We start from the raw sequence: 23887 nt of genomic DNA on the forward strand, positions 1-23887 counted from the left end.
GGTGGAAATTATGTGATTTTTATAACAAAAAAGAGAAAGAAAATAAGTAGAACGGCGTACAGAAAAAGATTGTAAAGAGAGGTGAGAAAACGTATAATAAGAAGTAGATATGTGTCAAAAAATAGAAAAGAGAGGGTAAAAAAATGGGAAATATCTTTGACATTTTAGGACCGGTTATGATCGGTCCATCAAGCTCCCACACAGCAGGTGCAGCGCGTATCGGTCTTATTGCAAGACAATTGTTCGGGAGACAGCCAGAGAAAGCTACAGTATATCTGCATGGCTCATTTGCTGCAACGGGGAAAGGACACGGAACGGACAAAGCACTGATCGCAGGATTATTGGGGATGCTGCCAGATGATATGCGGATTCCGGTAAGTTTTGATGTAGCAAAAGAAGAAGGCATGGAATTTACAATTGAGAACAAGGACATTAAAGGTGCACACCCGAATACAGCACAGATTGTGATGGAAGCAGAAGGTGTTCCGACGATGAAGATGCAGGCACATTCCATCGGTGGTGGTCGTATCAAAGTCTGCAAGCTGGATGGAATAGACGTGAATTTCAGCGGTGAGACATGCACTTTGATTATTCGAAATATAGATGAACCTGGACGGATCATGGATGTATCAGCAGCACTTTCCAAAGCGGAAATTAATATTGCGACAATGCAGGTATTTCGCGATAAACGTGGCGGCTGTGCAGTAATGGTTGTTGAGACAGATCAGGTGATTCCGAAGGAAGCAATCGAAGATCTGGAAAGTAAGCCGGGAATTATCCGGGTAAAATTCCTGGATCCGAACGGAGTAGAGTAAGAATAGTAAAAGGAGATAGAAGCGTATGTCATATCAATCAATGGAAGAAGCGCAGCTACGCTGCAAAAAAGATGGCATTCCATTCTGGAAGGCTGTACAGATAGAAGATGCAAATGAAAGAGGAGTTACACTGGAAAACTCCTGGAAACAGATGACAGGTATGTGGCAGTCTATGCTGGAAAACCTGGATGCCTATGAAGAGAATCTGGTTTCACAAAGTGGAATGGTCGGAAAAGACGGCGGTCAGATGGATGCCTACAGAGAGAATGAGAAACCGTTATGTGGCGATTTTATGGCAAAAGTTATGGCAAATGCATTGAAAATGGGCTGTAATAATGCATGCATGAAGAGAATAGTAGCAGCACCGACTGCTGGAGCATGTGGTGTACTTCCGGCAGTTCTTGTTACTTATTACAGAGAGTATCAGGTGCCGGAGGAAACGATGATAGAAGCATTATATGTAGCAGCAGGTCTGGGACAGATCATAGCCAACAGAGCATATCTTGCAGGTGCATCAGGTGGATGTCAGGCTGAGATCGGTTCCGGCTCCGGAATGGCAGCAGGTGCAATCTGTCATGTACGTGGTGGCAACAGTGAAGTGATCGCCAATGCATGTGCAATGGCGATTAAGAATCTGATGGGACTGGTATGCGATCCGGTAGCGGGACTGGTAGAAGTCCCATGTGTGAAGAGAAATGTCGGAGGTGCAGTGAATGCACTGGCAGCTGCAGATATGGCGCTGGCTGGAATTACAAGTAAGATTCCGATCGATCAGGTGATTGATGCAATGAAAGATGTTGGAGATAAGATGGATGTTACTCTTCGTGAGACGGGTATCGGTGGTGTCGCAGGCACACCGGCAGGACAGGCTGTTGCAGAAAAACTGGGTATGTAATATATCATTCCAAGATTACAGATGATTAGTGATGGCAGCAAGAAGGAGCAGACAGAATGACAAAAAAACAAAGAGCACTTGAAGTAATAGAACGTTTGAAAAAGAGATATCCGGATGCGGACTGTACATTGGACTATGATCAGGCATGGAAGCTACTGGTAAGTGTGAGACTTGCCGCACAGTGTACGGATGCCAGAGTGAATATAGTTGTTGAAACATTGTATGATAAGTATCCGACGGTGAAAGCGCTGGCACAGGCTTCACCGGAAGAGATTGAAGAAATTGTCAGACCATGCGGACTTGGCAAAAGTAAGGCAAGAGATATCAGCGCCTGCATGAAGATTCTGGATGAACAATACGACGGAAATGTACCGGATGATTTTCAAGCGCTTCTGAAACTTCCAGGTGTTGGGCGTAAAAGCGCAAACCTGATTATGGGAGATGTGTTTGGAAAACCTGCGATCGTTACAGATACACACTGTATCCGGCTGTCTAACCGGATCGGACTGGTAGATGGAATCAAAGATCCGAAGAAAGTAGAGATGGAACTATGGAAGATCATCCCTCCGGAAGAAGGAAGTGAGCTCTGCCATCGTCTTGTATATCACGGAAGAGAAGTCTGTACAGCACGGACAACGCCACACTGTGACAGATGCTGTCTGGCAGATATCTGTAAAAAAGTGGGAGTCTGAAGTGTTATGTCGTTTTTGAAGAATGTCAGTGACAGATTCTTCATATATAGCTAAAAGTCAGACTATAAATGTAGTAATAAAAAACAGCACGGTAATATCTGAAAATGAGGGAATTCCTCAGAAAGATATTGCGGTGCTGCTTTTGTATTGCCCTAATATCCGGAGAAAACTGTTAGCGGCAGGCTTTGTAGCTCACTTTAGCATTGTCCGACAGAAACAACAGGTCTTAAGAGTTTATATTTTTCAAGGTTTCCATTAATTCAAGATCGCTGCTTTTTAATTTTACGTTAGTACAGTAATTTTTTCCTTCTGGTGTAGTTACATTTATTTCAATAATAGTTCCCTCTACAAGAGCATCCTGTGATACGGCATTCAAAAACAATGGGAATTTTGGATGATTCCGGCGAAATGTTTCCATGGCATTTTTCATTTTTGATAACATGGTAATCTGATTGAAATTCATAGATGTTCTGTCTCCTTTTCTATTTGCTTTTACGATTATAACGAAGAATGGACAGATAGTCAAAAGATATTTTGTGATAATATTTTAAAGTATGTTATGATAAAACTAAGAAACTATTCACAGAATCTTTAGATTTGCAGATGGAAAAATGTGCTAAGATGATATAGAAGATTGGGGAGAATTGTAGGAGTATACAGTACGGAATAATTCGTATGGCATTTTTTAATCCTAACATAAAATAAAAGGAGGCAGGGACTAAATGAAAAGAAAAAAGCCCGCCGGTTGGAAATATAAAAAAGAAAGACAGAATTACTATAAAAATAAAGGCTATAAGGACGAACCTTTTGATGAAGGAATAACAGAAACATTTACAAAAACAGGTGTTAGAAAGAGAACTACAGACCGTTACGAGCCGGATTATGAGATCGGGCTTTCAGCGGCACAGGTGGCTAAGCACAGAGCAGATGGCTGGTCGAATATAGCGGTAGATCCGCCGTCAAAGACAACAGGAGAAATAATACATGAGAATGTATTTACTTATTTTAACCTGATTTTTCTCGTACTGGCAATTTTACTTTGCCTTGTCGGAGCGTTCAGGGATCTGACATTTCTTCCGGTTATTATTTTTAATACATTGATCGGTATCATACAGGAAGTCCGCGCAAAAAGAGTACTGGATAATCTGAATATGTTAAATGCACCGCATGCCAGTGTGGTAAGAGACGGTAAGATATCCAGAGTAGATGCACAGGAGCTTGTTCTGGATGATATTGTAATTTTTAAAGCGGGAAATCAGATACCGGCAGATGCGATTGTTGTGGCAGGCGAGGTGCAGGTCAATGAGTCGTTGCTTACCGGAGAATCGGATGAGATTACGAAGCAAAAAGGCGACTCACTGATGTCGGGAAGCTTTGTTGTGGCAGGTCAGTGTCATGCAAGACTGGATGCAGTTGGTGCTGATTCGTATATTTCAAAACTGACTCTGGAAGCAAAGCAGATGCAACAGGGTGAACAGTCGGAGATGATCCGTTCTCTTGACAAACTGGTCAAATTTGTCGGAATTGCGTTGATCCCGATTGGAATTGTTTTATTTGTGCAGAGCTTCTTTATGAACCATGATCCGTTCCGGTCAAGTATTACATCTATGGTAGCAGCTGTGATCGGTATGATCCCGGAAGGTTTATACTTGCTTGCAAGTGTTGCGTTGGCAGTAAGTTCCATGAGACTTGCCAGCAAGAAAGTATTGCTGCATGACATGAAGAGTATCGAGACGCTTGCGCGTGTAGATGTATTGTGCGTCGATAAGACAGGAACGATTACCGAACCATCTATGTGTGTGAAGCAACTGGTAGCAGTTACAGCAGATGAAAAAGATAATGAAGAAAAAGAAGAAACCGAAGAAAAAGAAATCGGTGAGAAAAAGTCAGCAGGAAAACCAGATGAAAAAGAGCTCCGTACGTTAATTGGAGATTTTGCAAAAGCCATGAGCAATGATAATGCAACAATGGCGGCACTGAAAGAGTATTTCCAGGATAGAAACGGACGAAACGTGGTGAAGGTATTTCCTTTTACATCCGCAGTGAAATACAGTGCAGTGTGTTTGAAGGAAAAGGATGGCACAGAGAATAATTATGTACTTGGCGCACCGGAACTGGTGCTTCGGAAAGATTATGACCAGTGCAGGGATGAGGTCCAGAAATATGCCGGCAAAGGATATCGTGTGCTATTGTTTGGTAAATACGAAGGAGAACTGGACGGAGAACGTCTGAGAGATAAGGTGATTCCTTACGGCTATATTCTTCTGGCAAATCCAATCCGTCAGGAGGCACCGGAAACATTTGCCTATTTTGCAGAGCAGGGAGTAGATGTGAAAGTTATTTCCGGTGATAACCCATTGACGGTTTCTGAGGTTGCAAAAGAAGCAGGAATTAAAAATGCAGATCGTTATATTGATGCGTCTACGCTTCGGACAGAAGAAGAGACAGCGGAAGCGATTGCGGAATATACTGTGTTTGGACGTGTTACACCGGCGCAGAAGCGTCAGTTTGTACAGGCTTTGAAAGCCCAGGGAAGAACCGTAGCAATGACGGGAGACGGAGTAAATGATGTACTGGCATTAAAGGATGCGGATTGTAGCGTTGCAATGGCATCCGGAAGTGACGCGGCGGTACAGGCATCACAGGTTGTGCTTCTGGAATCCAATTTTGCCTGTATGCCATCAGTTGTATTGGAAGGAAGACGTGTAGTAAATAATATCCAGAGATCAGCGAGCCTGTTCCTTGTAAAGAACATATTCTCCTTCCTGTTGTCATTGTTCTCGGTTGTATTTATGATTTCTTATCCGCTGGAACCATCACAGGTTTCGCTGATCAGTATGTTTACGATCGGAATACCGGGATTTTTCCTTGCGTTCCAGCCGAATAAAGATATTATTAAAGGACATTTCCTTACAAATGTTGTATTAAAAGCACTTCCGGCGGGGCTTACGGATGTACTTGCAGTTGGGGCACTGGTTGTGTTTGGGCAGGAATTCGGAGTTGGAGCAACGGCTATTTCGACAGCAGCAACCATGCTGCTTGCGGTTGTTGGATTTATGATATTGTACCGGATCTGTCAGCCTTTGAATCTTCTGCGCGGAATTGTGTGGATTGGGTCCATGACAGGTCTCATTCTCTGCAGTATCTTCCTGCCAAAGCTGTTTGCAATCACAGGAATGTCAGAAAAATGCATTATGTTGTTTGTGATTTTTTCCATTGCAACAGAACCGGTACTTCGTTATCTGACACTGTTAGTCAGTGGAATGCGTAATTTATATAGAAGAGTGTTTAAAAAAGAACAGAAAAATTAAGAAAAAAATAGATCGTGCCAGACAATGAGGTTGGACGCGGTCTATTTTTTATTTTAAATTATTATTAAACCTTTTGGAGGGGCATAGGAATCTCTGCCCCATCAAGTTTTTTCCAGTGGAATTCACCGTCATAGATCATATACCCATGTGCAGAATTTTCCTTTGGAATAGAGACAGATCCCGGATTCATGTAAATGAAAGTTCCATTATCCTGGTGTGCCGGAATGTGTGTGTGTCCGTTTAAAAGAATGTCACCTTTTTTTAACATCGGTGGATTCTTCGGATTGTGATGATGACCATGGGTGGCGAAAATCGTATGTCCATCCAGTTCCAGGAAACAGTAGTCGGCAAGGATCGGGAATTCCAGAACCATCTGGTCAACCTCTGTATCGCAGTTCCCACGGACACAGAGCAGATGTTCTTTCATCGGATTCAACATAGCGATACATTCCTTTGGGTTATAATCTTTCGGAAGATCGTTACGTGGTCCATGATATAAAATATCGCCAAGAAGAAGCAGACGGTCCGCTTCTTCTTTTTTATATGCTTCCAGCATTTTTTTGCAGTAATAAGCTGAACCGTGAATATCGGATGCAATCATTAATTTCATTTTGTTACCTCATCTTTTCTTAAATTCTACCCCATATTCGCATATCATGAAGCTAACGCTTTCTTTTTATGCTCATATCGAGACGGGTCATAAAGCCATAAAACCGCTCTTGTGTAAGCATATCGTGTTTTCAGACTTTTGACCCTGACATCACACCTTATTGTAACAAGCCGGGGGACAAATGAAAAGAAAAATAAAGCAGATATTCAGATGGGGATGAAATAAATAAGTATTCAAATGGTAATTTTCTAACAATAAGAAAGGTTAGCAAAAAATTAACAAATATGACTAAAAATAAACGAAATTGTATATTGAATTTGCCGAGGCGATTTGCTATTATACTCTTATACCTTTCGCGCTGGGGAAGCGCAGTTGCCCATTTCGGGAAGTGTGCAGCCAGGATATGAAGCTGCTTAAGGGGAACTCGAAAGGACGAGAAGAAGACCACTCCACAGTGCAGGAGAGATAACTTGCAGGTGCCGTGACAGAAGGTATGGATCAGGAAAGACATAACGCACAGAAAGGAGTTAAAACTATGGGATTTTTAACAGGAAAAACAGCAATCATTACAGGAGGAGGACGCGCTGTATTAAGTGATGGAAGTTGCGGATCGATCGGATATGGTATTGCAACTGCTTATGCAAAAGAGGGCGCTAATCTTGTTATTACCGGAAGAAATGTAAAGAAGTTGGAAGATGCAAAAGAAGAATTAGAGAGATTATACGGAATTGAAGTGCTGCCGGTACAGGCAGATGTGAACGCTGGAGCGGACAATCAGGCGGCAGTTCAGAATGTAGTAAAACAGGCAGTTGACAAATTTGGAAGAATTGATGTACTGATCAACAATGCACAGGCATCTGCTTCGGGTGTAACACTTGCAGATCACACAACAGAGCAGTTTGACCTTGCAGTATATTCCGGACTTTATGCAGTATTCTATTATATGAAAGCATGCTATCCTTACCTGAAAGAGACTAAAGGTTCAGTAATCAACTTCGCTTCCGGAGCAGGATTGTTTGGTAACTATGGACAGTGTGCATATGCGGCTGCAAAAGAAGGTATCCGTGGACTTACAAGAGTTGCAGCAACAGAATGGGGAGCAGATGGAATCAATGTCAATATTGTTTGCCCGCTTGCATGGACAGCACAGTTAGAGAACTTCCAGAAAGCATATCCTGACGCATTTAAGGCAAATGTTAAGATGCCGCCGGCAGGACACTACGGAGACGTTGAGAAAGAAATCGGACGTGCATGCGTACAGCTTGCTTCTCCGGATTTTAAATATATGAATGGTGAGACAATTACATTGGAAGGTGGAATGGGACAGAGACCTTAATTGGTTGATGTGTACATACAGTTCAACCCCACCGCAGGTTTTGGAAATACCTCCTGACCGGCGGTGGGGTAATTTTTTAGGACAATATAATTTGATTATCAAAATACTTGACAAACAAAGGAAAAGAATATATACTTTGAAAGTCAAAATAATTCGTCGGAGATAAAATGCGATGTCACGATCTGTCTTCCGGCGGAAATATACAGAGGAATGAACATGATTGGAAGAATAACAGGAACGGGTTCTTATATCCCGTCATATTGTATGGATAATAACGACATTGCAAAATTAGTGGAAACCAGTGATGAATGGATTCAGGAACGCACCGGCGTGGCAAGGCGGCACATTATCACGAATGAGACAACCGTATCAATGGCAGCAGAGGCAGGAAAGCGTGCACTGGAAAATGCAAATGTCAGACCGGAAGAAGTAGATCTGATCCTTGTATCAACAATTTCTTCGAATGTAATACTTCCGTGTGCGGCATGTGAAGTGCAGAAAGAAATAGGCGCGTTAAATGCAACTTGTTTTGATTTAAGCGCAGCATGTACCGGATTTGTACTGGCATATAATACGGCAGCAGCTTATATTGCGGCAGGAATGTACCGGACAGTACTAGTTATTGGAAGTGAAAGCCTGTCGAATCTGACAAATTGGGAAGACCGCGGGACATGCATTTTATTCGGAGACGGAGCGGGAGCGGCGGTTGTACAGGCGTATGACGCACAGAATGAGGAAATAACGACAGACAGAATGTATTTTCCGGTGACACATTCCGATGGAAAAAGCGGAAAAGCACTTACGCTAAAGAGCAGACATGATGCAAATGGTCTTACAAAAAAGATCGATAAGGAAACAGTATTTGATGAAGAGCATTTCATGCAGATGGACGGACAGGCAGTATTTAAATTTGCTGTAAAAAAAGTGCCGGAAGTCATAACGGAGACGCTCGAAAAGAACAAATTAAAGAAAGAAAACATCGCATGCTATATTTTGCACCAGGCAAATCGAAGAATCATTGAAGCGGTTGCCAGGAGACTGGATGAACCGATAGAAAAATTCCCAATGAATCTTAAGGAGTATGGCAATACATCTTCTGCCAGTATCCCGATTTTGCTGGACGAATGTAACCGTAAAGGGAAATTAAAGAGTGGCAGTAAAATTGTACTTGCCGGCTTTGGCGCAGGACTGACATGGGGTGCGACAATCATTCAGTGGTCACAGCATTTGGAATAATCATTTAGTGCAGTTTCGGCAGGCGACCGTATAAGGTCGAAATATCACAGAGATATAAAGGGCTGGAAAATTCCACCTTTATATAAAACGCCGGGAGAACATGACATCACAGAGAAGACTGCTTAGAAGATCTCCCAGCGGTATTTATAAGAACAGAAAAATAATGAAGATGAAGGAGAACAGACATATGTTAGAGAAAATTAAAGCGTTAGTAGCAGAAAACCTTGGAGTGGAAGAAAGCAAAATTACAGAGAACTCTTCTTTCAAAGAAGATCTGGGAGCGGATTCTCTTGACCTTTTTGAGATGGTCATGGGACTGGAAGAGGAATTTGAAATTGAAATCCCGACAGAAGATCTGGAACAGATCGTAACAGTTGGAGATGTTGTGAAATATATCGAAGCACATAAATAAAACAAGTGGCACAAAGTACAAATAAGTAAGTGAGGTTGAACTATGCAGACAGAAGTAACCAGATTATTAGAAATCGAATATCCGATTATTCAGGGCGGTATGGCATGGGTGGCAGAATACCATCTGGCGGCTGGCGTTTCAAATGCCGGAGGTCTTGGCATCATAGGTGCTGCATCTGCTCCGGCTGACTGGGTAAGAGAGCAGGTCAGAGAAGCAAAGAAGCTGACTGACAAGCCATTTGGAGTCAATATTATGCTGATGAGTCCATATGCAGATGAAGTAGCCAGAGTGATTGTTGAAGAAGGCGTAAAAGTTGTGACAACAGGAGCGGGCAGTCCTGAAAAATATATGAAAATGTGGAAAGAAGCCGGCGTGAAGGTCATTCCGGTGGTTGCTTCTGTCGCACTTGCGAAGAGAATGGAACGCTGCGGTGCAGATGCAGTCGTAGCAGAAGGATGCGAAGCCGGCGGACATATCGGAGAAAATACAACGATGGTACTTGTTCCGCAGATCGCAGATGCGGTGAAGATTCCGGTGATCGCAGCCGGAGGGATCGCAGATGGAAGAGGAATTGCAGCAGCATTCATGCTGGGCGCAGAAGGTGTACAGATGGGGACGCATTTCGTAGTCACAGATGAGTCGCAGGTACACGATAATTACAAAGAGCGGATTATCAAAGCGAAGGATATTGATTCTCGTGTGACAGGAAGAACGACCGGACATCCGGTGCGAGCGCTTCGCAATGATATGACAAAGAAATATATAGAATTGGAAAATAAGGGTGCAGGCTTCGAAGAACTGGAACATCTGACACTTGGAGGTTTAAGAAAAGCAGTTGTAGACGGAGATGTGAAAAATGGAAGTGTCATGGCAGGTCAGATTGCAGGAATGGTAAAAGAAAGAATGTCCTGTCAGGCATTGATCCAGAAACTGGTGAAAGAGACCGATGAATTGATCGGAGGGAAAGGATTTTATGAGTAAAACAGCATTTATCTTTCCAGGACAGGGAGCGCAGAAAGCCGGAATGGGAGCTGATTTTTATGAAAACAGCGAACTGGCGGCGAAGATTTACGATGAAGCAGCAGAACATCTGGGAATAGATATGAAGGCGCTTTGCTTTGAAAAAAATGAGAAGCTTGACGTTACAGAATATACACAGGCGGCAATGGTGACAACATGCCTTGCTATGGAGAGAGTATTGGAAAATGCAGGTGTAAAACCGGATGTAACAGCCGGTCTGAGCCTGGGAGAATATACAGCCATTGCTGTGGCTGGCGGAATGACAGATCAGGATGCCATCCGTTTAGTCAGAAAAAGAGGAATACTGATGCAGAATACGGTGCCGGCGGGCGAAGGAGCCATGTGTGCAGTGATGGCGCTGGATGCGCAGAAGATTGAAAATGTCATTGCAGATATTTCCGGTGTAACGGTCGCAAATTATAACTGTCCGGGACAGATTGTTATTACGGGCGAAAAAAACAGTGTAGAAAAAGCAGCGGAGAAATTAAAAGAAGCAGGTGCAAAACGGACCATTCTTTTAAATGTAAGCGGACCATTTCATTCGCCGATGCTGAAACCGGCAGGTGAAGAGCTGGAAAAAGAATTAGAACAGACAGAATTACATCCGCTTGCCATTCCGTACTATACAAATGTAACTGCGAAAAAAGTAGAGGACATCAGAGAAACAAAGGCACTGTTAAAGGAACAGGTAAGTGCACCGGTCCGCTGGATGCAGAGTGTAGAGCAGATGATCGCCGATGGTGTCGATACATTTGTGGAGATCGGTCCGGGAAGAACGCTGGCAGGATTTCTTCGTAAGATCAACCGGGATGTTGCCGTATACAATGTAGCGGCATGGGAAGATGTTGATAAAGTTGCAGAAATGCTTTCCGGAAAATAACAGAAAAAAATTGGAACAGGTTTATACAAAAAAACAGACAGAAAAATTTGAAACAGGTTCATATAAAACAGGCAGAAAGCGAGGATATATATGCTGGAAGGAAAAGTGGCGGTTGTCACAGGCGCATCCCGCGGAATCGGGAAAGCGATTGCGTTAAAACTGGCATCCCAGGGAGCAAAAGTTGTGATCAATTACAACGGTTCAGAAGAAAAAGCGAAAGAAGTGCAGACGCAGATTGAAACAGAAGGCGGAAAAGCAGTGATTTACCGGTGTGATGTTTCAGATTATGGTGCATGTCAGACATTTATACAGGATGTAATAAAGACAGAAGGAAGTATGGATATTCTTGTAAACAATGCAGGAATTACAAGAGATGGTCTGCTGATGAAAATGTCAGAAGAAGATTTTGACAGGGTGATCGATACAAATTTAAAAGGTGCTTTTCACACGATCCGGTTTGCGGCACGTCAGATGTTGAAACAGAGAAGTGGAAGGATCATTAACATGGCATCCGTTGTAGGCGTGACAGGAAATGCCGGACAGGCAAATTATGCTGCATCGAAAGCAGGCGTGATCGGACTGACAAAAGCGACAGCAAGAGAACTGGCATCCAGAGGAATCACAGTCAATGCAGTTGCACCGGGATTTATTGAGACGGACATGACAGCAGTGCTCCCGGAAAAAGTAAAAGAAGCATCGGTATCGCAGATTCCACTTGGGAAATTCGGTTCGCCGGAGCAGGTAGCATCTGCAGTCGCATTTCTTGCGTCCTCTGATGCAGCTTATATTACCGGACAAGTGCTCCATGTGGACGGCGGCATGGTGATGTAAGCAGGAAGAAAAAGAGCATGGCAGTGATTACAGACGTGACAAAGATACAAGTGTGTAATGGCATAAAGGAGAAAAGGATTTGAAGAGACGAGTAGTAGTGACCGGACTTGGCGCAGTAACTCCGATTGGAAATACGGTAGAAGAGTTCTGGATGGGAATTAAAGAAGGAAAAGTCGGGATCGGAGAGATTACGAAATTCGATACCACAGATTATAAAGTGAAGATCGCAGCTGAAGTGAAAGATTTCGTAGCAAAAGAGCGGATGGATTTTAAAGCTGCAAAGCGAATGGAACCATTTTCCCAGTATGCAGTGGCAGCTGCAAAAGAGGCATGTGAGAATGCAGGATTTGATATTGCAAAAGAAGATCCGTTCCGTGCAGGTGTGATCATTGGTTCCGGAATCGGAAGCCTGCAGGAAGTAGAGAAAGAATACGATAAAATCAAAACCCGCGGACCGGGACGTGTGAATCCGTTAATGGTGCCACTGATGATTTCCAATATGGCAGCAGGAAATGTTTCGATTCAGCTTGGATTCCGCGGAAAATGTACGAATGTTGTGACTGCATGTGCATCTGGGACAAACTGTATCGGTGATGCATTCCGCGCAATCCAGTACGGCGATGCAGATGTTATGGTGGCAGGTGGAACAGAGAGCTGTATCTGTCCGACCGGAGTAGCAGGATTTACAAGTCTGACAGCATTGTCTACATCAACAGATCCAATGCGCGCATCCATTCCGTTTGACAAAAATAGGGATGGATTCGTACTTGGTGAAGGCGCGGGAGTGGTGTTCTTGGAGGAACTGGAACATGCCAAAAAACGAGGCGCGAAGATTTATGCGGAAATCGCAGGATATGGAGCAACCGGAGATGCCTACCACATTACTTCACCGGCAGAAGACGGAAGCGGTGCAGCCAAAGCGATGGAACTTGCAATGGAAGAAGGAAATGTAACGCCGGAGCAGATTGATTATATCAATGCACACGGGACAAGTACACATCACAATGATCTGTTTGAAACACGCGCGATTAAGCTGGCACTTGGAGATGAAGCAGCTAAAAATGTAGTGGTAAATTCGACCAAATCTATGATCGGACATTTATTAGGAGCAGCAGGCGGCGTAGAGTGTGTCGTCTGTGTGAAAACGATACAGGATGGATTTATCCATCAGACAGTGGGAACTACCGAGACAGATGAAGAGTGTGATCTGGATTATGCAGTGGGTGCGCCGGTAGAGAAAGACGTAAATTATGTGCTGACCAATTCACTGGGATTTGGTGGACATAATGCAACACTGTTGTTGAAACGTTATGAAGGATAATACTGGAAAGCGAGAGAATAACATGGAATTTCAGAATCTGATTACATTGATTGAGTCCGTGTCAGCATCTGGTCTGACCGAACTGAAATATGAAGAAAATGGTGTGAAGATAAAACTCAGTAAAAAAGAAAGAAAAGTGCAGACGATCCAGGTATCAGAGGCACTGACATCCGAGACGTCAGCTCTTACGGCAGGCAGAAATGAAAAGGATATTCAAAGTACCGGTACAGGCAAAGAAAATATAAATGAAGAAAACGTGCCGGCGGGAAAAGTAGTTGCATCCCCGCTTGTCGGAACTTTTTATGTAGCACCTGCGGAAGATGCGGAAGCATTTGTACAAATCGGAGATACGGTGAAAAAAGGACAGACGCTGGCGATCGTAGAAGCGATGAAACTGATGAATGAGATTGAGAGTGACTACGATGGAACGGTTGCGGAAGTTCTGGTAGAGAACGGAGCACCGGTAGAATACGGACAGCCATTATTCCGCATTATTTAGGAAAAAGAGTCTCACAGGAGGAACAGATGAAACATTTAGATATAGCAGAAATTCAGGAAATTATTCCACACAGACATCCATTTTTACTTCTGGATTACATTGAAGATTACGAGCCGGGCGAATATGCCATTGGATATAAATGTGTAACTTACAGGGAAGATTTTTTCGCCGGACATTTCCCGGGACAGCCGGTCATGCCGGGAGTATTGCAGATTGAAGCTCTGGCACAGGCAGGTGCGGTTGCGATTTTGAGTGTACCGGAAAATAAAGGAAAGATTGCATTTTTCGGCGGAATAAATAAATGTAAATTCCGCGGAAAGGTGCTGCCGGGTGACAAATTAAAATTAGAGACACGGATCATTAAAAAGAAAGGTCCGGTAGGTGTCGGAGAGGCAGTTGCAAGTGTAGACGGTAAAGTTGTTGCAAGTGCAGAACTGACATTTATGATTGGATAGGTGAGCATGTATGATTAAGAAAATTCTGATCGCAAACCGCGGGGAGATCGCAGTTCGCATCATTCGTGCGTGCCGGGAAATGGGAATTGAAACGGTTGCGGTGTATTCAGAAGCAGATAAAGAAGCATTACATACAAAACTTGCAGATGAAGCAGTCTGCATCGGTCCGGCTCCGTCGAAAGACAGTTATCTGAGCATGGACCGCATTATTAGCGCAACTATTATAACCGGTGCAGATGCCATTCATCCGGGATTTGGTTTTTTATCCGAGAATAGTAAATTTGCAAAATTATGTGAAGACTGTGGCATTACATTTATCGGTCCGGATTCCGATGTAATCTCGAGACTGGGAAATAAGCAGGAAGCAAGAAATACAATGACAGCGGCTGGTGTACCGGTGATTCCGGGAAGTACAGAAGCAATTTATGATGTAGAGACAGGCGCAAAAACAGCTGCCGAAATCGGTTATCCGGTCATTGTCAAGGCAGCGCTTGGCGGTGGCGGAAAAGGAATGCGTGTTGCAGATACGCCGGAAGAGTTTGAAAATGCATTTCAGACAGCGCAGAAAGAAACAGAGATGGCATTTGGGGATAACACAATGTATATCGAACATTTTGTGGAAAATCCCAGACACATTGAATTTCAGATCCTTGCTGACAAATATGGAAATGTCATTCATCTGGGAGAACGAGATTGCTCTATTCAGAGAAATCATCAGAAAATGATCGAGGAATCGCCGTCGATTGCACTTAACAGCAAATTGCGGGAAAAGATGGGATATGCGGCAGTTACGGCGGCAAAAGCAGCCGGATATGAGAATGCCGGAACGATTGAATTTCTGCTGGAGAAAAACGGGAATTTTTATTTTATGGAAATGAATACCCGTATCCAGGTGGAACATCCGGTGACTGAATGGGTTACAGGAATTGACCTGGTCAAGGAGCAGATTCGGATCGCATCAGGGGAAAAACTTTCTTATAAACAGGAAGATGTTCACTTAAGCGGACATGCGATTGAATGCCGGATCAATGCAGAAAATCCGGAAAAAGGCTTCCGTCCGTCTCCGGGTACAATTACGGATATGTATCTTCCGGGAGGCAAAGGAATCCGCATCGATTCAGCAATTTACAGCGGATATACGATTCCACCATATTATGATTCCATGGTTGCCAAGCTGGTCGTATGGGCAAAAAACAGAAAAGAAGCCATTCGGAAAATGCAGAGTGCACTGGGGGAAATTATTATCGAAGGAATTGATACAAATGTAGATTACCAGTATGAGATTCTGCATCATCCGGATTATTTAAAAGGCAATATTGACATTGGGTTTATTGAAAATATGCAGGTGAAAGCACAGTAACACAAAGCATAAGGATAGAGATAATAAAGGTGACATTTTATGAAACTGGACAATATGTTTAAAAAGACCAGGCAGATTTCTGGAAGAAAAAATTATATTCATCTGGGTGGCAGAAAACCGGAAGTGCCGGAAGGATTATTGCGCAAATGCAACAAATGCGGCGGTGCAATCATAGCGGAAGATGTAAAAAGAGAGTATTTTATCTGCCCGAAATGCGGAGGGTATTTCCGTGTGCATGCATACCGCAGGATAGAAATGATCGCAGATGAAAATTCCTTTGAAGAGTGGGATATGGATCTTCAGACAGAGAATCCGCTTGATTATAAAGGCTATGAAGAAAAAATTGAAAAACTGCAGGAAAAGACAGGACTTAGGGAAGCCGTTGTAACAGGAAAAGCAACGATTCTTGGAGAACCCGCCGTACTGGCAGTCTGCGATGGCAGATTTATGATGGCAAGTATGGGAGAAATTGTCGGAGAAAAAATTACAAGAGCCGTAGAACGCGCCACAAGGCAGGAATTGCCGGTTATTATATTTGCATGTTCCGGAGGCGCCAGAATGCAGGAAGGAATCGTGTCCCTTATGCAAATGGCGAAGACATCCGCAGCATTGAAGCGTCACAGCGATGCGGGACTTTTATACATCAGTGTCTTGACAGATCCGACAACCGGTGGTGTAACTGCAAGTTTTGCGATGCTGGGAGATATTATACTGGCAGAACCAAAGGCACTGATCGGCTTTGCAGGGCCGCGTGTGATCGAGCAGACAATCGGACAGAAACTGCCAAAAGGTTTCCAACGTTCGGAATTTCTGCTGGAGCATGGATTTATTGACCAGATCGTAGAACGTCCAAAGATGCGGGAAACATTAGGCAGAATTCTGGAATTTCACGGGAAAGTGCAGACTGACATAGAAGATACAATAGATAAGACGGCAGGGGAGACAGCAAGTCAGACAGGAGATCAGGCGGTAGACCGGGCAACAGATAAGATAGTAAGTAAGACGACGGTTCATACAGCGGATGAGATAAAGAGTAAGGACTCAGAAGATATCGTAGATAAGACACAGACTCAGAAGATAAATGCATGGGACCGTGTCCTTCTGTCCCGTAGGAAAAACCGTCCGGTTGGCAGTGACTACATACGGATGCTGTTCCAGGACTTCACAGAATTTCACGGAGACCGTCTCTATGGAGATGATCCGGCAATCATTGGCGGGATCGCATATTTTAAAGAGCGACCGGTGACTGTGATCGCACAGGAAAAAGGAACGAACACCAAAGAAAATATTATGCGCAATTTTGCTATGCCATCTCCGGAAGGCTACAGGAAAGCATTGCGTCTTATGAAACAGGCAGAAAAATTCCACCGTCCGGTAATCTGTTTTGTAGATACACCGGGAGCATTTTGTGGACTGGAAGCAGAAGAACGTGGACAGGGAGAAGCAATTGCGAGAAATTTATATGAACTTTCCGGTTTAAAAACGCCGGTACTCTCAATTGTGATCGGTGAAGGTGGAAGTGGCGGAGCACTTGCGCTGGCAGTCGCAGATGAAGTGTGGATGCTGGAAAATTCCATTTATTCGATTCTTTCACCGGAAGGATTTGCAAGCATTTTGTGGAAAGACAGCACAAAAGCAAAAGAAGCGGCAAAAGTGATGAAGCTGACAGCAGATGATCTGAAGAAAATGGGCGTGATTGAATGTGTGCTGGAAGAGCCGGAACAATATACGGTACAGACGATGAAACCGGTTGCAGATCAGCTCCGGGAAAAAGTAGAGGCGTTTATAGAAAATTATGAGCAAATGCCGGAGCAAAAACTGACAGAACACAGATATCAGCGTTTCCGTAAGATGTAAGGAAACACAGATATTTGCACATTAAGGAGCAAAATATGGACTATAAACCATTAAAAACAGGAAATTTGACAGCAAAAGTTCCAGTGATACAAGGTGGAATGGGAATCGGGATCAGCCTTGGAAATCTTGCCGGAACTGTTGCAAAAGTGGGCGGCATAGGAATTATCTCTGCCGCCCAGATTGGTTTTAAAGAAGCGGATTTTAATCAGAATCCGGAAAAAGCCAATTTAAGAACGATTCAGAAAGAATACGAGAAAGCGAGAAAGATTGCGCCGGACGGCGTGATTGGTTTTAATATCATGGTAGCAATGCGCCACTATGAAAAATATGTAGAAGCGGCGATACAGGCAGGTGCAGATCTTATTATTTCCGGGGCAGGACTTCCGATGGATCTGCCGAAAATAGCAGGAGCAAGTCAGGTGAAACTTGCGCCGATCGTTTCGTCAGAAAAATCCGCACGTGTGATTTTCAGATATTGGGAGAAAAAATATAAACGGCAGCCGGATCTGGTAGTAATAGAAGGACCGCTCGCAGGTGGACACCTCGGATTTTCTGTGGAAGAATTGGAAATGTATGAAGCAGAATGTGGAAATCTGTGCCATGGTTCTGTAAATAGCGGATCTGAAAATCGCGGGAAAAAGAAATATGAAGATGAAGTCAGAAAGATTCTGGAAACAGTGAAGATTTACGAAGAAAAATGCGATCATGAAATTCCGGTTGTACTCGCCGGCGGTATAGATGATACGTCAAAAGTGAAAGAAGCATTTGCACTTGGAGTGGACGGCGTACAGGTTGCAACAAGGTTTGTGACAACGAAAGAATGTGATGCGGATATTCGTTATAAACAGGCGTATCTGGATGCAAAGAAAGAAGATATTGTAATTGTGAAAAGCCCGGTGGGCATGCCGGGGCGGGCAATATTAAATACATTTCAGAAAAAGGTGCGTGCCGGTGAGAAAATCCCACACAGTCCATGTCACGGATGTCTGCACAAATGCAATCCTGCAGAAATTCCGTATTGTATTACAGATGCGTTGATCCATGCTGCTAAAGGAGAAGTGGAAGATGCACTTTTATTTTGTGGTGCAAATGCATATAAGGCGACGAAAATAGAAACGGTTGAAGAGGTGATACAAGATTTGTTTAAGGCTTGATTCTGCCTGGAGTGATGGATATAATAAAAGTATGAGAAGTTGCCTGAATGAAGGCAGCCAAGGAATGGCACGGGAGGAAAGTGCCAGGGAATGAAGAGGGATGAAACATGGAAGATGCTTACAAGGTGATCAATGACACGTTAGTTTCGCTGATCAATGAGATATGGCGCTTAGAGGAAAAAGCCATCATTACCGAAGAATTTAAAGATATTTCGAACAACGATATGCATGTTATTGAGGCAATCGGACTTGGAGAAGGTGGCAATATGTCTTCGATAGCCAGAAAGCTAAATGTAACGGTCGGAACATTAACGACAGCAATGAACAGCCTTGTGAACAAAAAGTACGTGACCAGACAGCGCAGCGAAAAAGACAGAAGAGTTGTATTTGTGAAATTGACAGAGCGTGGAGAACGTGCTTACCATCACCATGCAGATTATCACAGACAGATGACAGAGGCAATTTTGGACAAATTGGATGAAAAAGAATTGCCGGTACTCATCAAGACATTGGATGCATTGTCAGAATTTTTTAACGGATACAGCGAAGAGCCGGAGAATAAATAATCTCACGGCATGAATTGCTTTGCGCCAGGAGTAATTTCACAGTGTGAAATGCTTTCAGGCAGAAGTAATGAACGAGAGCGTATATATGAGAATAAAACATTCACGAGAACAGGCAGGAAGAAAGAGGCAGAATACAGGCATGATAAAAGGCGTAATTTTTGACATGGATGGCACCATGTTTGATACGGAGCGATTATCCAGCTATTGTTGGAAGAGAACAGGAGAGAATCTTGGAATCAATGTAACAGACGAATTGATGAATGACTGCAGAGGGAAGAACCCTGCAGTCATTCGTAGATTATATATGGAAGCATTTGGAGAGACATTCAACTATGACGCTGCAAGAGCTGCCAAGCATGTAATTTTTAATGAGATTATAGCCGGAGATGGTGTACCGGTCAAAAAGGGATTAGAGGAATTGCTTGGTTATCTTGAAAAACAGGAAATTAAAAAAGCAGTGGCAACATCCACAGAAAAGAAACGTGCAAGCAAACTTTTGCAGGATGCGGGCGTGTATGATAAAATGGACGCATTTATCTATGGTGATGAGATTAAAGAAAGCAAACCGGATCCGGAGATTTTCCGTGTAGCGGCAGAGAAAATCGGATGTAAGCCAGAAGAATGTCTTGTATTAGAAGACAGTGAAGCAGGACTTCGCGCAGGAATCGCACTTGGCGGTGCAGTTATTTATATTCCGGATATTGCAATTGTGCCGGAACAAGTGACAGCGAAAGTGACAGAGACACTTGCAGATCTGGGGAAAGTGATTGGGTGGCTGGAAGCACATAGATGTAATGCAAAATGATATCGGTAGTATATGGATATCTTGTGAAAAAGATAAATCAGGAGGTGCATGATTATGCAGGAACAGTGGAAAGAACAGATTACACAGTTGCAGAAAATGATTGATGATTCAGACCGTATTGTATTTTTCGGAGGCGCCGGCGTTTCAACGGAAAGTAATATTCCGGATTTCCGGAGTGCAGATGGATTGTATCATCAGAATTATAAGTATACACCGGAGCAGATTGTAAGCCACAGTTTTTTTATGCATAACCCGGAAGGATTCTATGAATTTTACAAAGAGAAGATGATGTATCTGAACGCGAAACCGAATGCAGCACATAAGAAAATCGCAGAACTGGAAGCAGCAGGAAAGCTGACTGCTGTGATCACACAGAATATTGACGGACTTCATCAGGCAGCAGGAAGTAAGAATGTACTGGAACTGCACGGAAGTATACACCGTAATTACTGTATGGAATGTGGCAGATTTTATGATGCAGCATATGTGAAAAATGCGGAGGGGATTCCGCATTGCGAGTGTGGCGGAATGATCAAACCGGATGTGGTCCTTTATGAAGAAGGACTGGATCCGGAAGTAATCCAGAAAAGCATCCGTGCGATCAGTGAAGCTGATATGCTCATTATCGGCGGCACATCTCTGGTTGTATATCCGGCAGCCGGATTTATCGATTATTTCCATGGTAAACACCTGGTTGTGATCAATAAAAGCGAGACAGCGAGATCTGTCGGAGCAGATCTTACCATTGCAGCTCCGATCGGGGAGATCATGGATGCGGTTGTTGTGTAAACTCATTATATATAAATGAATATAGGTAAATAAAAGTAAAGAAAAAAAGACGGTGGTTTGCAGAATAGTACGAAATGCAACCGATCGTCTTTTTTATTTTATTAAAAGTAGTTGTGATACTCAATCTTTTCATAGATAAATATAGAATTACAATGTACTGTATTAAGATAATCCAGGCTGACATCAAATAAATCAACGACATAGATAATCTTTCTGGAAGTTAACATCTTAACCCTTGCCTCATTTTATTTCATATGCTAAAATACAACCGTTATATTTTGAAAAACATAACGAAACTTATAATAAATATATGCATAAAACGATTTTATTAAATGGATTTTTCGGAGAAACACTACTATGAAAGACACGAACACGATAAACAACTGCATCCATCCAAAGATCCGCCTGCGTTTTGACACGCAGGAAAAGTTCTTCGGACCGGGCGTGTGTGAACTTCTGGAATTGATTGATGAGACCGGTTCTGTGCAAAAAGCGTGTGCACGGATGGAACTTTCTTATTCCAAGGGGAGCAAGATGTTAAAAAAACTGGATCAGGTGATTGGTATATCTATGGTAGAACGCTGGACAGGTGGCGCAGGCGGCGGAGGCGCAAGGCTGACAGAAGCCGGTAAAAAGCTGGTCAAAACTTATCGTAAGATGGAAACAGAAGTGCAAAAAGCCGCCGAAGATGCCTTTTATAAGTATTACGGCGAAGATTTTCGGAATGCGATCACAATAAACAGCTCAATCAAAGAAGAAAGCGTTATTAGTCTGGAAAAAGCAATCATAGACATACAGACAGGAGGAACTACAGATGAAGCTGATTAAAACGGAAGATGCAGTCGGACATGTATTGTGCCACGATATCACACAGATTATCAAAGGCGTGACGAAGGACGCAGTATTCCGCAAAGGTCATATTGTGACAGAAGAAGATATCCCGGTTCTGTTATCTGTTGGAAAAGAGAATCTCTACGTCTGGGAAAAGGAAGAAGGCATGCTGCATGAAAATGATGCGGCAGAGATCTTACGCCAGATCTGCCAGGGAGAACATATGCATCCATCAGATGTCAAAGAAGGGAAAATTGAACTGATTGCGGATATAGATGGTGTATTGAAGATTGAACGGGAGAAATTACGGAAAGTCAATAGTCTTGGCGAGATAATGATCGCCAGCAGGCACGGCGATTTTCCAGTAAAAAAAGGTGATAAATTAGCCGGAACAAGAGTAATTCCATTGGTGATTAGTGAAGAAAAAATGCAGCAGGCAAAAGATGTGACAGCAGGAGGAGTAATTTTCAACATCCTTCCTTATAAAAAGAAGAAAGCAGGTATTGTTACAACTGGAAGTGAAGTCTATTATCACAGGATCAAGGATACATTTACGCCGGTGATCGAAGAAAAACTGGCTGAATACGATATAGAGATTGGTGGACACGAGATTTGCAATGATGATCCGCAGATGATTGAAAATGCAATTCGTAGCTTATTAGCAGATGGATGTAACATGATTGTCTGTACCGGTGGAATGAGCGTAGATCCGGATGACCGGACTCCGTATGCAATCCGGCAGGTGACAGGCGAGATTGTGAGTTACGGCGCACCGGTTCTCCCGGGAGCCATGTTCCTGCTTGCATATTATAGAGAAGAAGGAAAAGAAGTAATTCCAGTCTTAGGACTTCCGGGATGTGTCATGTATTCTAAACGAACGATTTTCGATCTTGTACTTCCGAGATTGACTGTCGGTGAAATATTAACAGCAGAAGATTTGAATACACTTGGAGAAGGTGGTTTATGTCTGAATTGTCCGGAATGCACCTTCCCGAATTGCGGCTTCGGTAAAGGAGGCACCCGGTAATGGTAGATGTAAAAAGCAGAGCGACTGACATGTGGGCATTATTCGAGGCAATCGATCAGTGTGAACCGGATGTGGAAAAACAGGTACTTACAAGCTTGCAAACAGAATATCTGGGTGAGAAGTGTCTTGTGGCAGATAATAAAATTGTATGGGAATCGGATGCACAAGAACGCTATGCCAGATATTTTGGAGAACATCCGGAAGAACTTCATAAGCTGGATATAAGTGGAAAGATACAGCTTTCTGATGAACAAGTATTTTGTGATACATTAGGCAATGAAAAGAAACTTGTCATTTGCGGTGGCGGACATGTTTCCATTCCGGTAATCCGTATGGGGCGGATGATCGGCTGTCATGTGATTGTTTTGGAAGACCGACCGAAATTTGCGGATGCGGCGAGAAAAGCAGGAGCAGATGAAGTATACTGCGAAGCATTTGCGGATGGTCTGCAGAGAATCGACGGAGATGCAGACACTTATTTCGTCATTGTGACAAGAGGACATCGCTATGATGAAGAGTGCCTGGAGCAGATTACAAAGAAAAGACATGCATACATTGGAATGATCGGAAGCCGCAGACGCATTGCGATGGTAAAAGAACACTTACTGGAAAAAGGCTGCGATCAGGCTGTGCTGGATGAGATCTATTCACCGATCGGGTTAAATATCGGGGCAGAGACACCGGAAGAAATCGGTGTTGCGATCATTGCAGAGATCATAGAAGTAAAAAATAAGAAGAAACGCACCTACGGCTATTCCAAAGAAATCCGTAAGGCGATAGAAAATGATACAGATTATGGACAGAAAGTCTTAGCCACAATTATAGATAGAAAAGGTTCTGCGCCACAGGGCGTTGGCGTGAAGATGCTGATCTGCGAAAAAGGAACCTGTATTGGCACGATTGGTGGAGGCTGTATGGAAGCCGGAGTTGTGCAGAAAGCAAGACTGCTGATGTCAAAAGCCCGGACATTAACTTCTATACAACCGCAAAGTAGGAAGGGCGAAACAGACACAGCCAGCATTTGTTCTGTAGATTTGCAAAATGCAGACGCAGGCGAAGAAGGCATGGTGTGCGGAGGCTCTGTAAAAGTACTGCTAGAACTTCTTGCGGAGTAAGAATGTAAAACAATCATTTATAGACAGCCCTATCAGTGAACAAAGAGAACAAGAAGGAAGAGAACAAGGA

The 23887-nt window shown here is 43.3% G+C and carries 24 protein-coding genes; 22 read left to right on the forward strand and 2 right to left on the reverse strand.

Going from position 1 to position 23887, the window contains the following annotated elements:
* Positions 1 to 143 precede the first annotated feature (143 nt).
* From sdaAB to DW152_RS08525, 3 genes are read left to right on the forward strand one after another with little or no spacing between them, the layout of a single operon-like run.
* Entirely contained in the window at positions 144 to 815 is a 672-nt protein-coding gene (gene sdaAB / locus DW152_RS08515) for an L-serine ammonia-lyase, iron-sulfur-dependent subunit beta (RefSeq protein ID WP_118288414.1), read from the forward strand.
* A gap of 25 nt (positions 816 to 840) precedes the next feature.
* Positions 841 to 1710, forward strand: a complete 870-nt coding sequence (gene sdaAA, locus DW152_RS08520) for an L-serine ammonia-lyase, iron-sulfur-dependent, subunit alpha (RefSeq protein ID WP_118288415.1) — start codon at positions 841 to 843, stop codon at positions 1708 to 1710.
* A 56-nt stretch (positions 1711 to 1766) separates the two neighbouring features.
* Positions 1767 to 2402 (forward strand): endonuclease III domain-containing protein, encoded by a 636-nt coding sequence (locus DW152_RS08525; protein ID WP_021859705.1) that lies wholly within the window; start codon positions 1767 to 1769, stop codon positions 2400 to 2402.
* A gap of 226 nt (positions 2403 to 2628) precedes the next feature.
* Here the strand turns inward: DW152_RS08525 and DW152_RS08530 are convergent, their stop codons facing one another.
* Positions 2629 to 2865 (reverse strand): hypothetical protein, encoded by a 237-nt coding sequence (locus DW152_RS08530; RefSeq protein WP_118288416.1) that lies wholly within the window; start codon positions 2863 to 2865, stop codon positions 2629 to 2631.
* Between the two features lie 259 nt (positions 2866 to 3124).
* Between DW152_RS08530 and DW152_RS08535 the strand changes: the two genes are divergently transcribed.
* Positions 3125 to 5713, forward strand: coding sequence for a cation-translocating P-type ATPase (locus DW152_RS08535; protein ID WP_021859707.1), 2589 nt, complete (start codon positions 3125 to 3127; stop codon positions 5711 to 5713).
* A 64-nt stretch (positions 5714 to 5777) separates the two neighbouring features.
* On the opposite strand, the gene yfcE is transcribed toward DW152_RS08535, so the two are convergent.
* Positions 5778 to 6323 (reverse strand): phosphodiesterase, encoded by a 546-nt coding sequence (gene yfcE / locus DW152_RS08540; RefSeq protein WP_118288417.1) that lies wholly within the window; start codon positions 6321 to 6323, stop codon positions 5778 to 5780.
* Positions 6324 to 6858: 535 nt separating this feature from the next.
* On the opposite strand from yfcE, the gene DW152_RS08545 reads away from it, so the two are divergent.
* The 18 genes from DW152_RS08545 to DW152_RS08630 all read left to right on the forward strand — a co-directional run bounded on the left by DW152_RS08545 (position 6859) and on the right by DW152_RS08630 (position 23817).
* Positions 6859 to 7659 carry an SDR family NAD(P)-dependent oxidoreductase gene (locus DW152_RS08545; protein ID WP_021859709.1) on the forward strand — a complete coding sequence of 267 codons (801 nt, stop codon included), beginning with the start codon at positions 6859 to 6861 and terminating at the stop codon, positions 7657 to 7659.
* Between the two features lie 216 nt (positions 7660 to 7875).
* Complete coding sequence (locus DW152_RS08550; RefSeq protein WP_118288418.1) at positions 7876 to 8895, forward strand: beta-ketoacyl-ACP synthase III; 1020 nt, start codon at positions 7876 to 7878, stop codon at positions 8893 to 8895.
* A gap of 187 nt (positions 8896 to 9082) precedes the next feature.
* A complete protein-coding gene (locus DW152_RS08555; protein ID WP_021859711.1) occupies positions 9083 to 9307 on the forward strand; it encodes an acyl carrier protein in 225 nt (74 codons plus the stop codon).
* A 42-nt stretch (positions 9308 to 9349) separates the two neighbouring features.
* Entirely contained in the window at positions 9350 to 10288 is a 939-nt protein-coding gene (gene fabK, locus DW152_RS08560; RefSeq protein ID WP_021859712.1) for an enoyl-[acyl-carrier-protein] reductase FabK, read from the forward strand.
* Positions 10281 to 11207, forward strand: a complete 927-nt coding sequence (gene fabD / locus DW152_RS08565) for an ACP S-malonyltransferase (RefSeq protein WP_117537849.1) — start codon at positions 10281 to 10283, stop codon at positions 11205 to 11207. Before fabK ends, fabD begins: the two co-directional genes overlap by 8 nt.
* Before the next feature lie 90 nt (positions 11208 to 11297).
* The gene (gene fabG, locus DW152_RS08570) at positions 11298 to 12038 is read left to right on the forward strand and encodes a 3-oxoacyl-[acyl-carrier-protein] reductase (protein ID WP_118288419.1); all 741 of its coding nucleotides are present in this window, start codon (positions 11298 to 11300) and stop codon (positions 12036 to 12038) included.
* A gap of 79 nt (positions 12039 to 12117) precedes the next feature.
* Complete coding sequence (gene fabF, locus DW152_RS08575) at positions 12118 to 13359, forward strand: beta-ketoacyl-ACP synthase II (protein WP_118288420.1); 1242 nt, start codon at positions 12118 to 12120, stop codon at positions 13357 to 13359.
* Between the two features lie 22 nt (positions 13360 to 13381).
* The gene (accB, locus tag DW152_RS08580; RefSeq protein ID WP_118288439.1) at positions 13382 to 13858 is read left to right on the forward strand and encodes an acetyl-CoA carboxylase biotin carboxyl carrier protein; all 477 of its coding nucleotides are present in this window, start codon (positions 13382 to 13384) and stop codon (positions 13856 to 13858) included.
* 26 nt (positions 13859 to 13884) lie between these two features.
* Positions 13885 to 14313, forward strand: coding sequence for a 3-hydroxyacyl-ACP dehydratase FabZ (fabZ, locus tag DW152_RS08585; RefSeq protein WP_021859717.1), 429 nt, complete (start codon positions 13885 to 13887; stop codon positions 14311 to 14313).
* 10 nt (positions 14314 to 14323) lie between these two features.
* On the forward strand, positions 14324 to 15673 hold the full coding sequence (locus tag DW152_RS08590) for an acetyl-CoA carboxylase biotin carboxylase subunit (protein ID WP_117537851.1): 1350 nt from the start codon (positions 14324 to 14326) through the stop codon (positions 15671 to 15673).
* 39 nt (positions 15674 to 15712) lie between these two features.
* Complete coding sequence (locus DW152_RS08595; protein ID WP_118288421.1) at positions 15713 to 17530, forward strand: acetyl-CoA carboxylase carboxyltransferase subunit alpha; 1818 nt, start codon at positions 15713 to 15715, stop codon at positions 17528 to 17530.
* Between the two features lie 35 nt (positions 17531 to 17565).
* On the forward strand, positions 17566 to 18684 hold the full coding sequence (locus DW152_RS08600; RefSeq protein ID WP_118288422.1) for an NAD(P)H-dependent flavin oxidoreductase: 1119 nt from the start codon (positions 17566 to 17568) through the stop codon (positions 18682 to 18684).
* A 107-nt stretch (positions 18685 to 18791) separates the two neighbouring features.
* Entirely contained in the window at positions 18792 to 19250 is a 459-nt protein-coding gene (locus DW152_RS08605; protein WP_021859721.1) for a MarR family winged helix-turn-helix transcriptional regulator, read from the forward strand.
* Between the two features lie 85 nt (positions 19251 to 19335).
* Positions 19336 to 20055, forward strand: a complete 720-nt coding sequence (locus tag DW152_RS08610) for an HAD family hydrolase (RefSeq protein ID WP_243059878.1) — start codon at positions 19336 to 19338, stop codon at positions 20053 to 20055.
* Between the two features lie 54 nt (positions 20056 to 20109).
* Positions 20110 to 20844, forward strand: coding sequence for an NAD-dependent protein deacylase (locus DW152_RS08615; RefSeq protein ID WP_330411856.1), 735 nt, complete (start codon positions 20110 to 20112; stop codon positions 20842 to 20844).
* Positions 20845 to 21201: 357 nt separating this feature from the next.
* A complete protein-coding gene (locus DW152_RS08620; RefSeq protein WP_118288423.1) occupies positions 21202 to 21672 on the forward strand; it encodes a winged helix-turn-helix domain-containing protein in 471 nt (156 codons plus the stop codon).
* A complete protein-coding gene (locus DW152_RS08625) occupies positions 21659 to 22702 on the forward strand; it encodes a molybdopterin-binding protein (RefSeq protein ID WP_118288424.1) in 1044 nt (347 codons plus the stop codon). The genes DW152_RS08620 and DW152_RS08625 overlap by 14 nt, the downstream gene beginning before the upstream one ends.
* The gene (locus DW152_RS08630; protein ID WP_243059881.1) at positions 22702 to 23817 is read left to right on the forward strand and encodes an XdhC family protein; all 1116 of its coding nucleotides are present in this window, start codon (positions 22702 to 22704) and stop codon (positions 23815 to 23817) included. The genes DW152_RS08625 and DW152_RS08630 overlap by 1 nt, the downstream gene beginning before the upstream one ends.
* Positions 23818 to 23887 lie beyond the last annotated feature (70 nt).

The sequence above is a fragment of the Dorea sp. AM13-35 genome, from assembly GCF_003473885.1.
Lineage (GTDB): Bacteria > Bacillota > Clostridia > Lachnospirales > Lachnospiraceae > Dorea_D > Dorea_D hominis.

Coding starts and splice junctions, on each gene's coding strand:
- sdaAB (WP_118288414.1), top strand. CDS start 144: ATGGGAAATATCTTTGACATTTTAGGACCGGTTATGATCGGTCCATCA.
- sdaAA (WP_118288415.1), top strand. CDS start 841: ATGTCATATCAATCAATGGAAGAAGCGCAGCTACGCTGCAAAAAAGAT.
- DW152_RS08525 (WP_021859705.1), top strand. CDS start 1,767: ATGACAAAAAAACAAAGAGCACTTGAAGTAATAGAACGTTTGAAAAAG.
- DW152_RS08530 (WP_118288416.1), bottom strand. CDS start 2,865: ATGAATTTCAATCAGATTACCATGTTATCAAAAATGAAAAATGCCATG.
- DW152_RS08535 (WP_021859707.1), top strand. CDS start 3,125: ATGAAAAGAAAAAAGCCCGCCGGTTGGAAATATAAAAAAGAAAGACAG.
- yfcE (WP_118288417.1), bottom strand. CDS start 6,323: ATGAAATTAATGATTGCATCCGATATTCACGGTTCAGCTTATTACTGC.
- DW152_RS08545 (WP_021859709.1), top strand. CDS start 6,859: ATGGGATTTTTAACAGGAAAAACAGCAATCATTACAGGAGGAGGACGC.
- DW152_RS08550 (WP_118288418.1), top strand. CDS start 7,876: ATGATTGGAAGAATAACAGGAACGGGTTCTTATATCCCGTCATATTGT.
- DW152_RS08555 (WP_021859711.1), top strand. CDS start 9,083: ATGTTAGAGAAAATTAAAGCGTTAGTAGCAGAAAACCTTGGAGTGGAA.
- fabK (WP_021859712.1), top strand. CDS start 9,350: ATGCAGACAGAAGTAACCAGATTATTAGAAATCGAATATCCGATTATT.
- fabD (WP_117537849.1), top strand. CDS start 10,281: ATGAGTAAAACAGCATTTATCTTTCCAGGACAGGGAGCGCAGAAAGCC.
- fabG (WP_118288419.1), top strand. CDS start 11,298: ATGCTGGAAGGAAAAGTGGCGGTTGTCACAGGCGCATCCCGCGGAATC.
- accB (WP_118288439.1), top strand. CDS start 13,382: ATGGAATTTCAGAATCTGATTACATTGATTGAGTCCGTGTCAGCATCT.
- fabZ (WP_021859717.1), top strand. CDS start 13,885: ATGAAACATTTAGATATAGCAGAAATTCAGGAAATTATTCCACACAGA.
- DW152_RS08590 (WP_117537851.1), top strand. CDS start 14,324: ATGATTAAGAAAATTCTGATCGCAAACCGCGGGGAGATCGCAGTTCGC.
- DW152_RS08595 (WP_118288421.1), top strand. CDS start 15,713: ATGAAACTGGACAATATGTTTAAAAAGACCAGGCAGATTTCTGGAAGA.
- DW152_RS08600 (WP_118288422.1), top strand. CDS start 17,566: ATGGACTATAAACCATTAAAAACAGGAAATTTGACAGCAAAAGTTCCA.
- DW152_RS08605 (WP_021859721.1), top strand. CDS start 18,792: ATGGAAGATGCTTACAAGGTGATCAATGACACGTTAGTTTCGCTGATC.
- DW152_RS08610 (WP_243059878.1), top strand. CDS start 19,336: ATGAGAATAAAACATTCACGAGAACAGGCAGGAAGAAAGAGGCAGAAT.
- DW152_RS08615 (WP_330411856.1), top strand. CDS start 20,110: ATGCAGGAACAGTGGAAAGAACAGATTACACAGTTGCAGAAAATGATT.
- DW152_RS08620 (WP_118288423.1), top strand. CDS start 21,202: ATGAAAGACACGAACACGATAAACAACTGCATCCATCCAAAGATCCGC.
- DW152_RS08625 (WP_118288424.1), top strand. CDS start 21,659: ATGAAGCTGATTAAAACGGAAGATGCAGTCGGACATGTATTGTGCCAC.
- DW152_RS08630 (WP_243059881.1), top strand. CDS start 22,702: ATGGTAGATGTAAAAAGCAGAGCGACTGACATGTGGGCATTATTCGAG.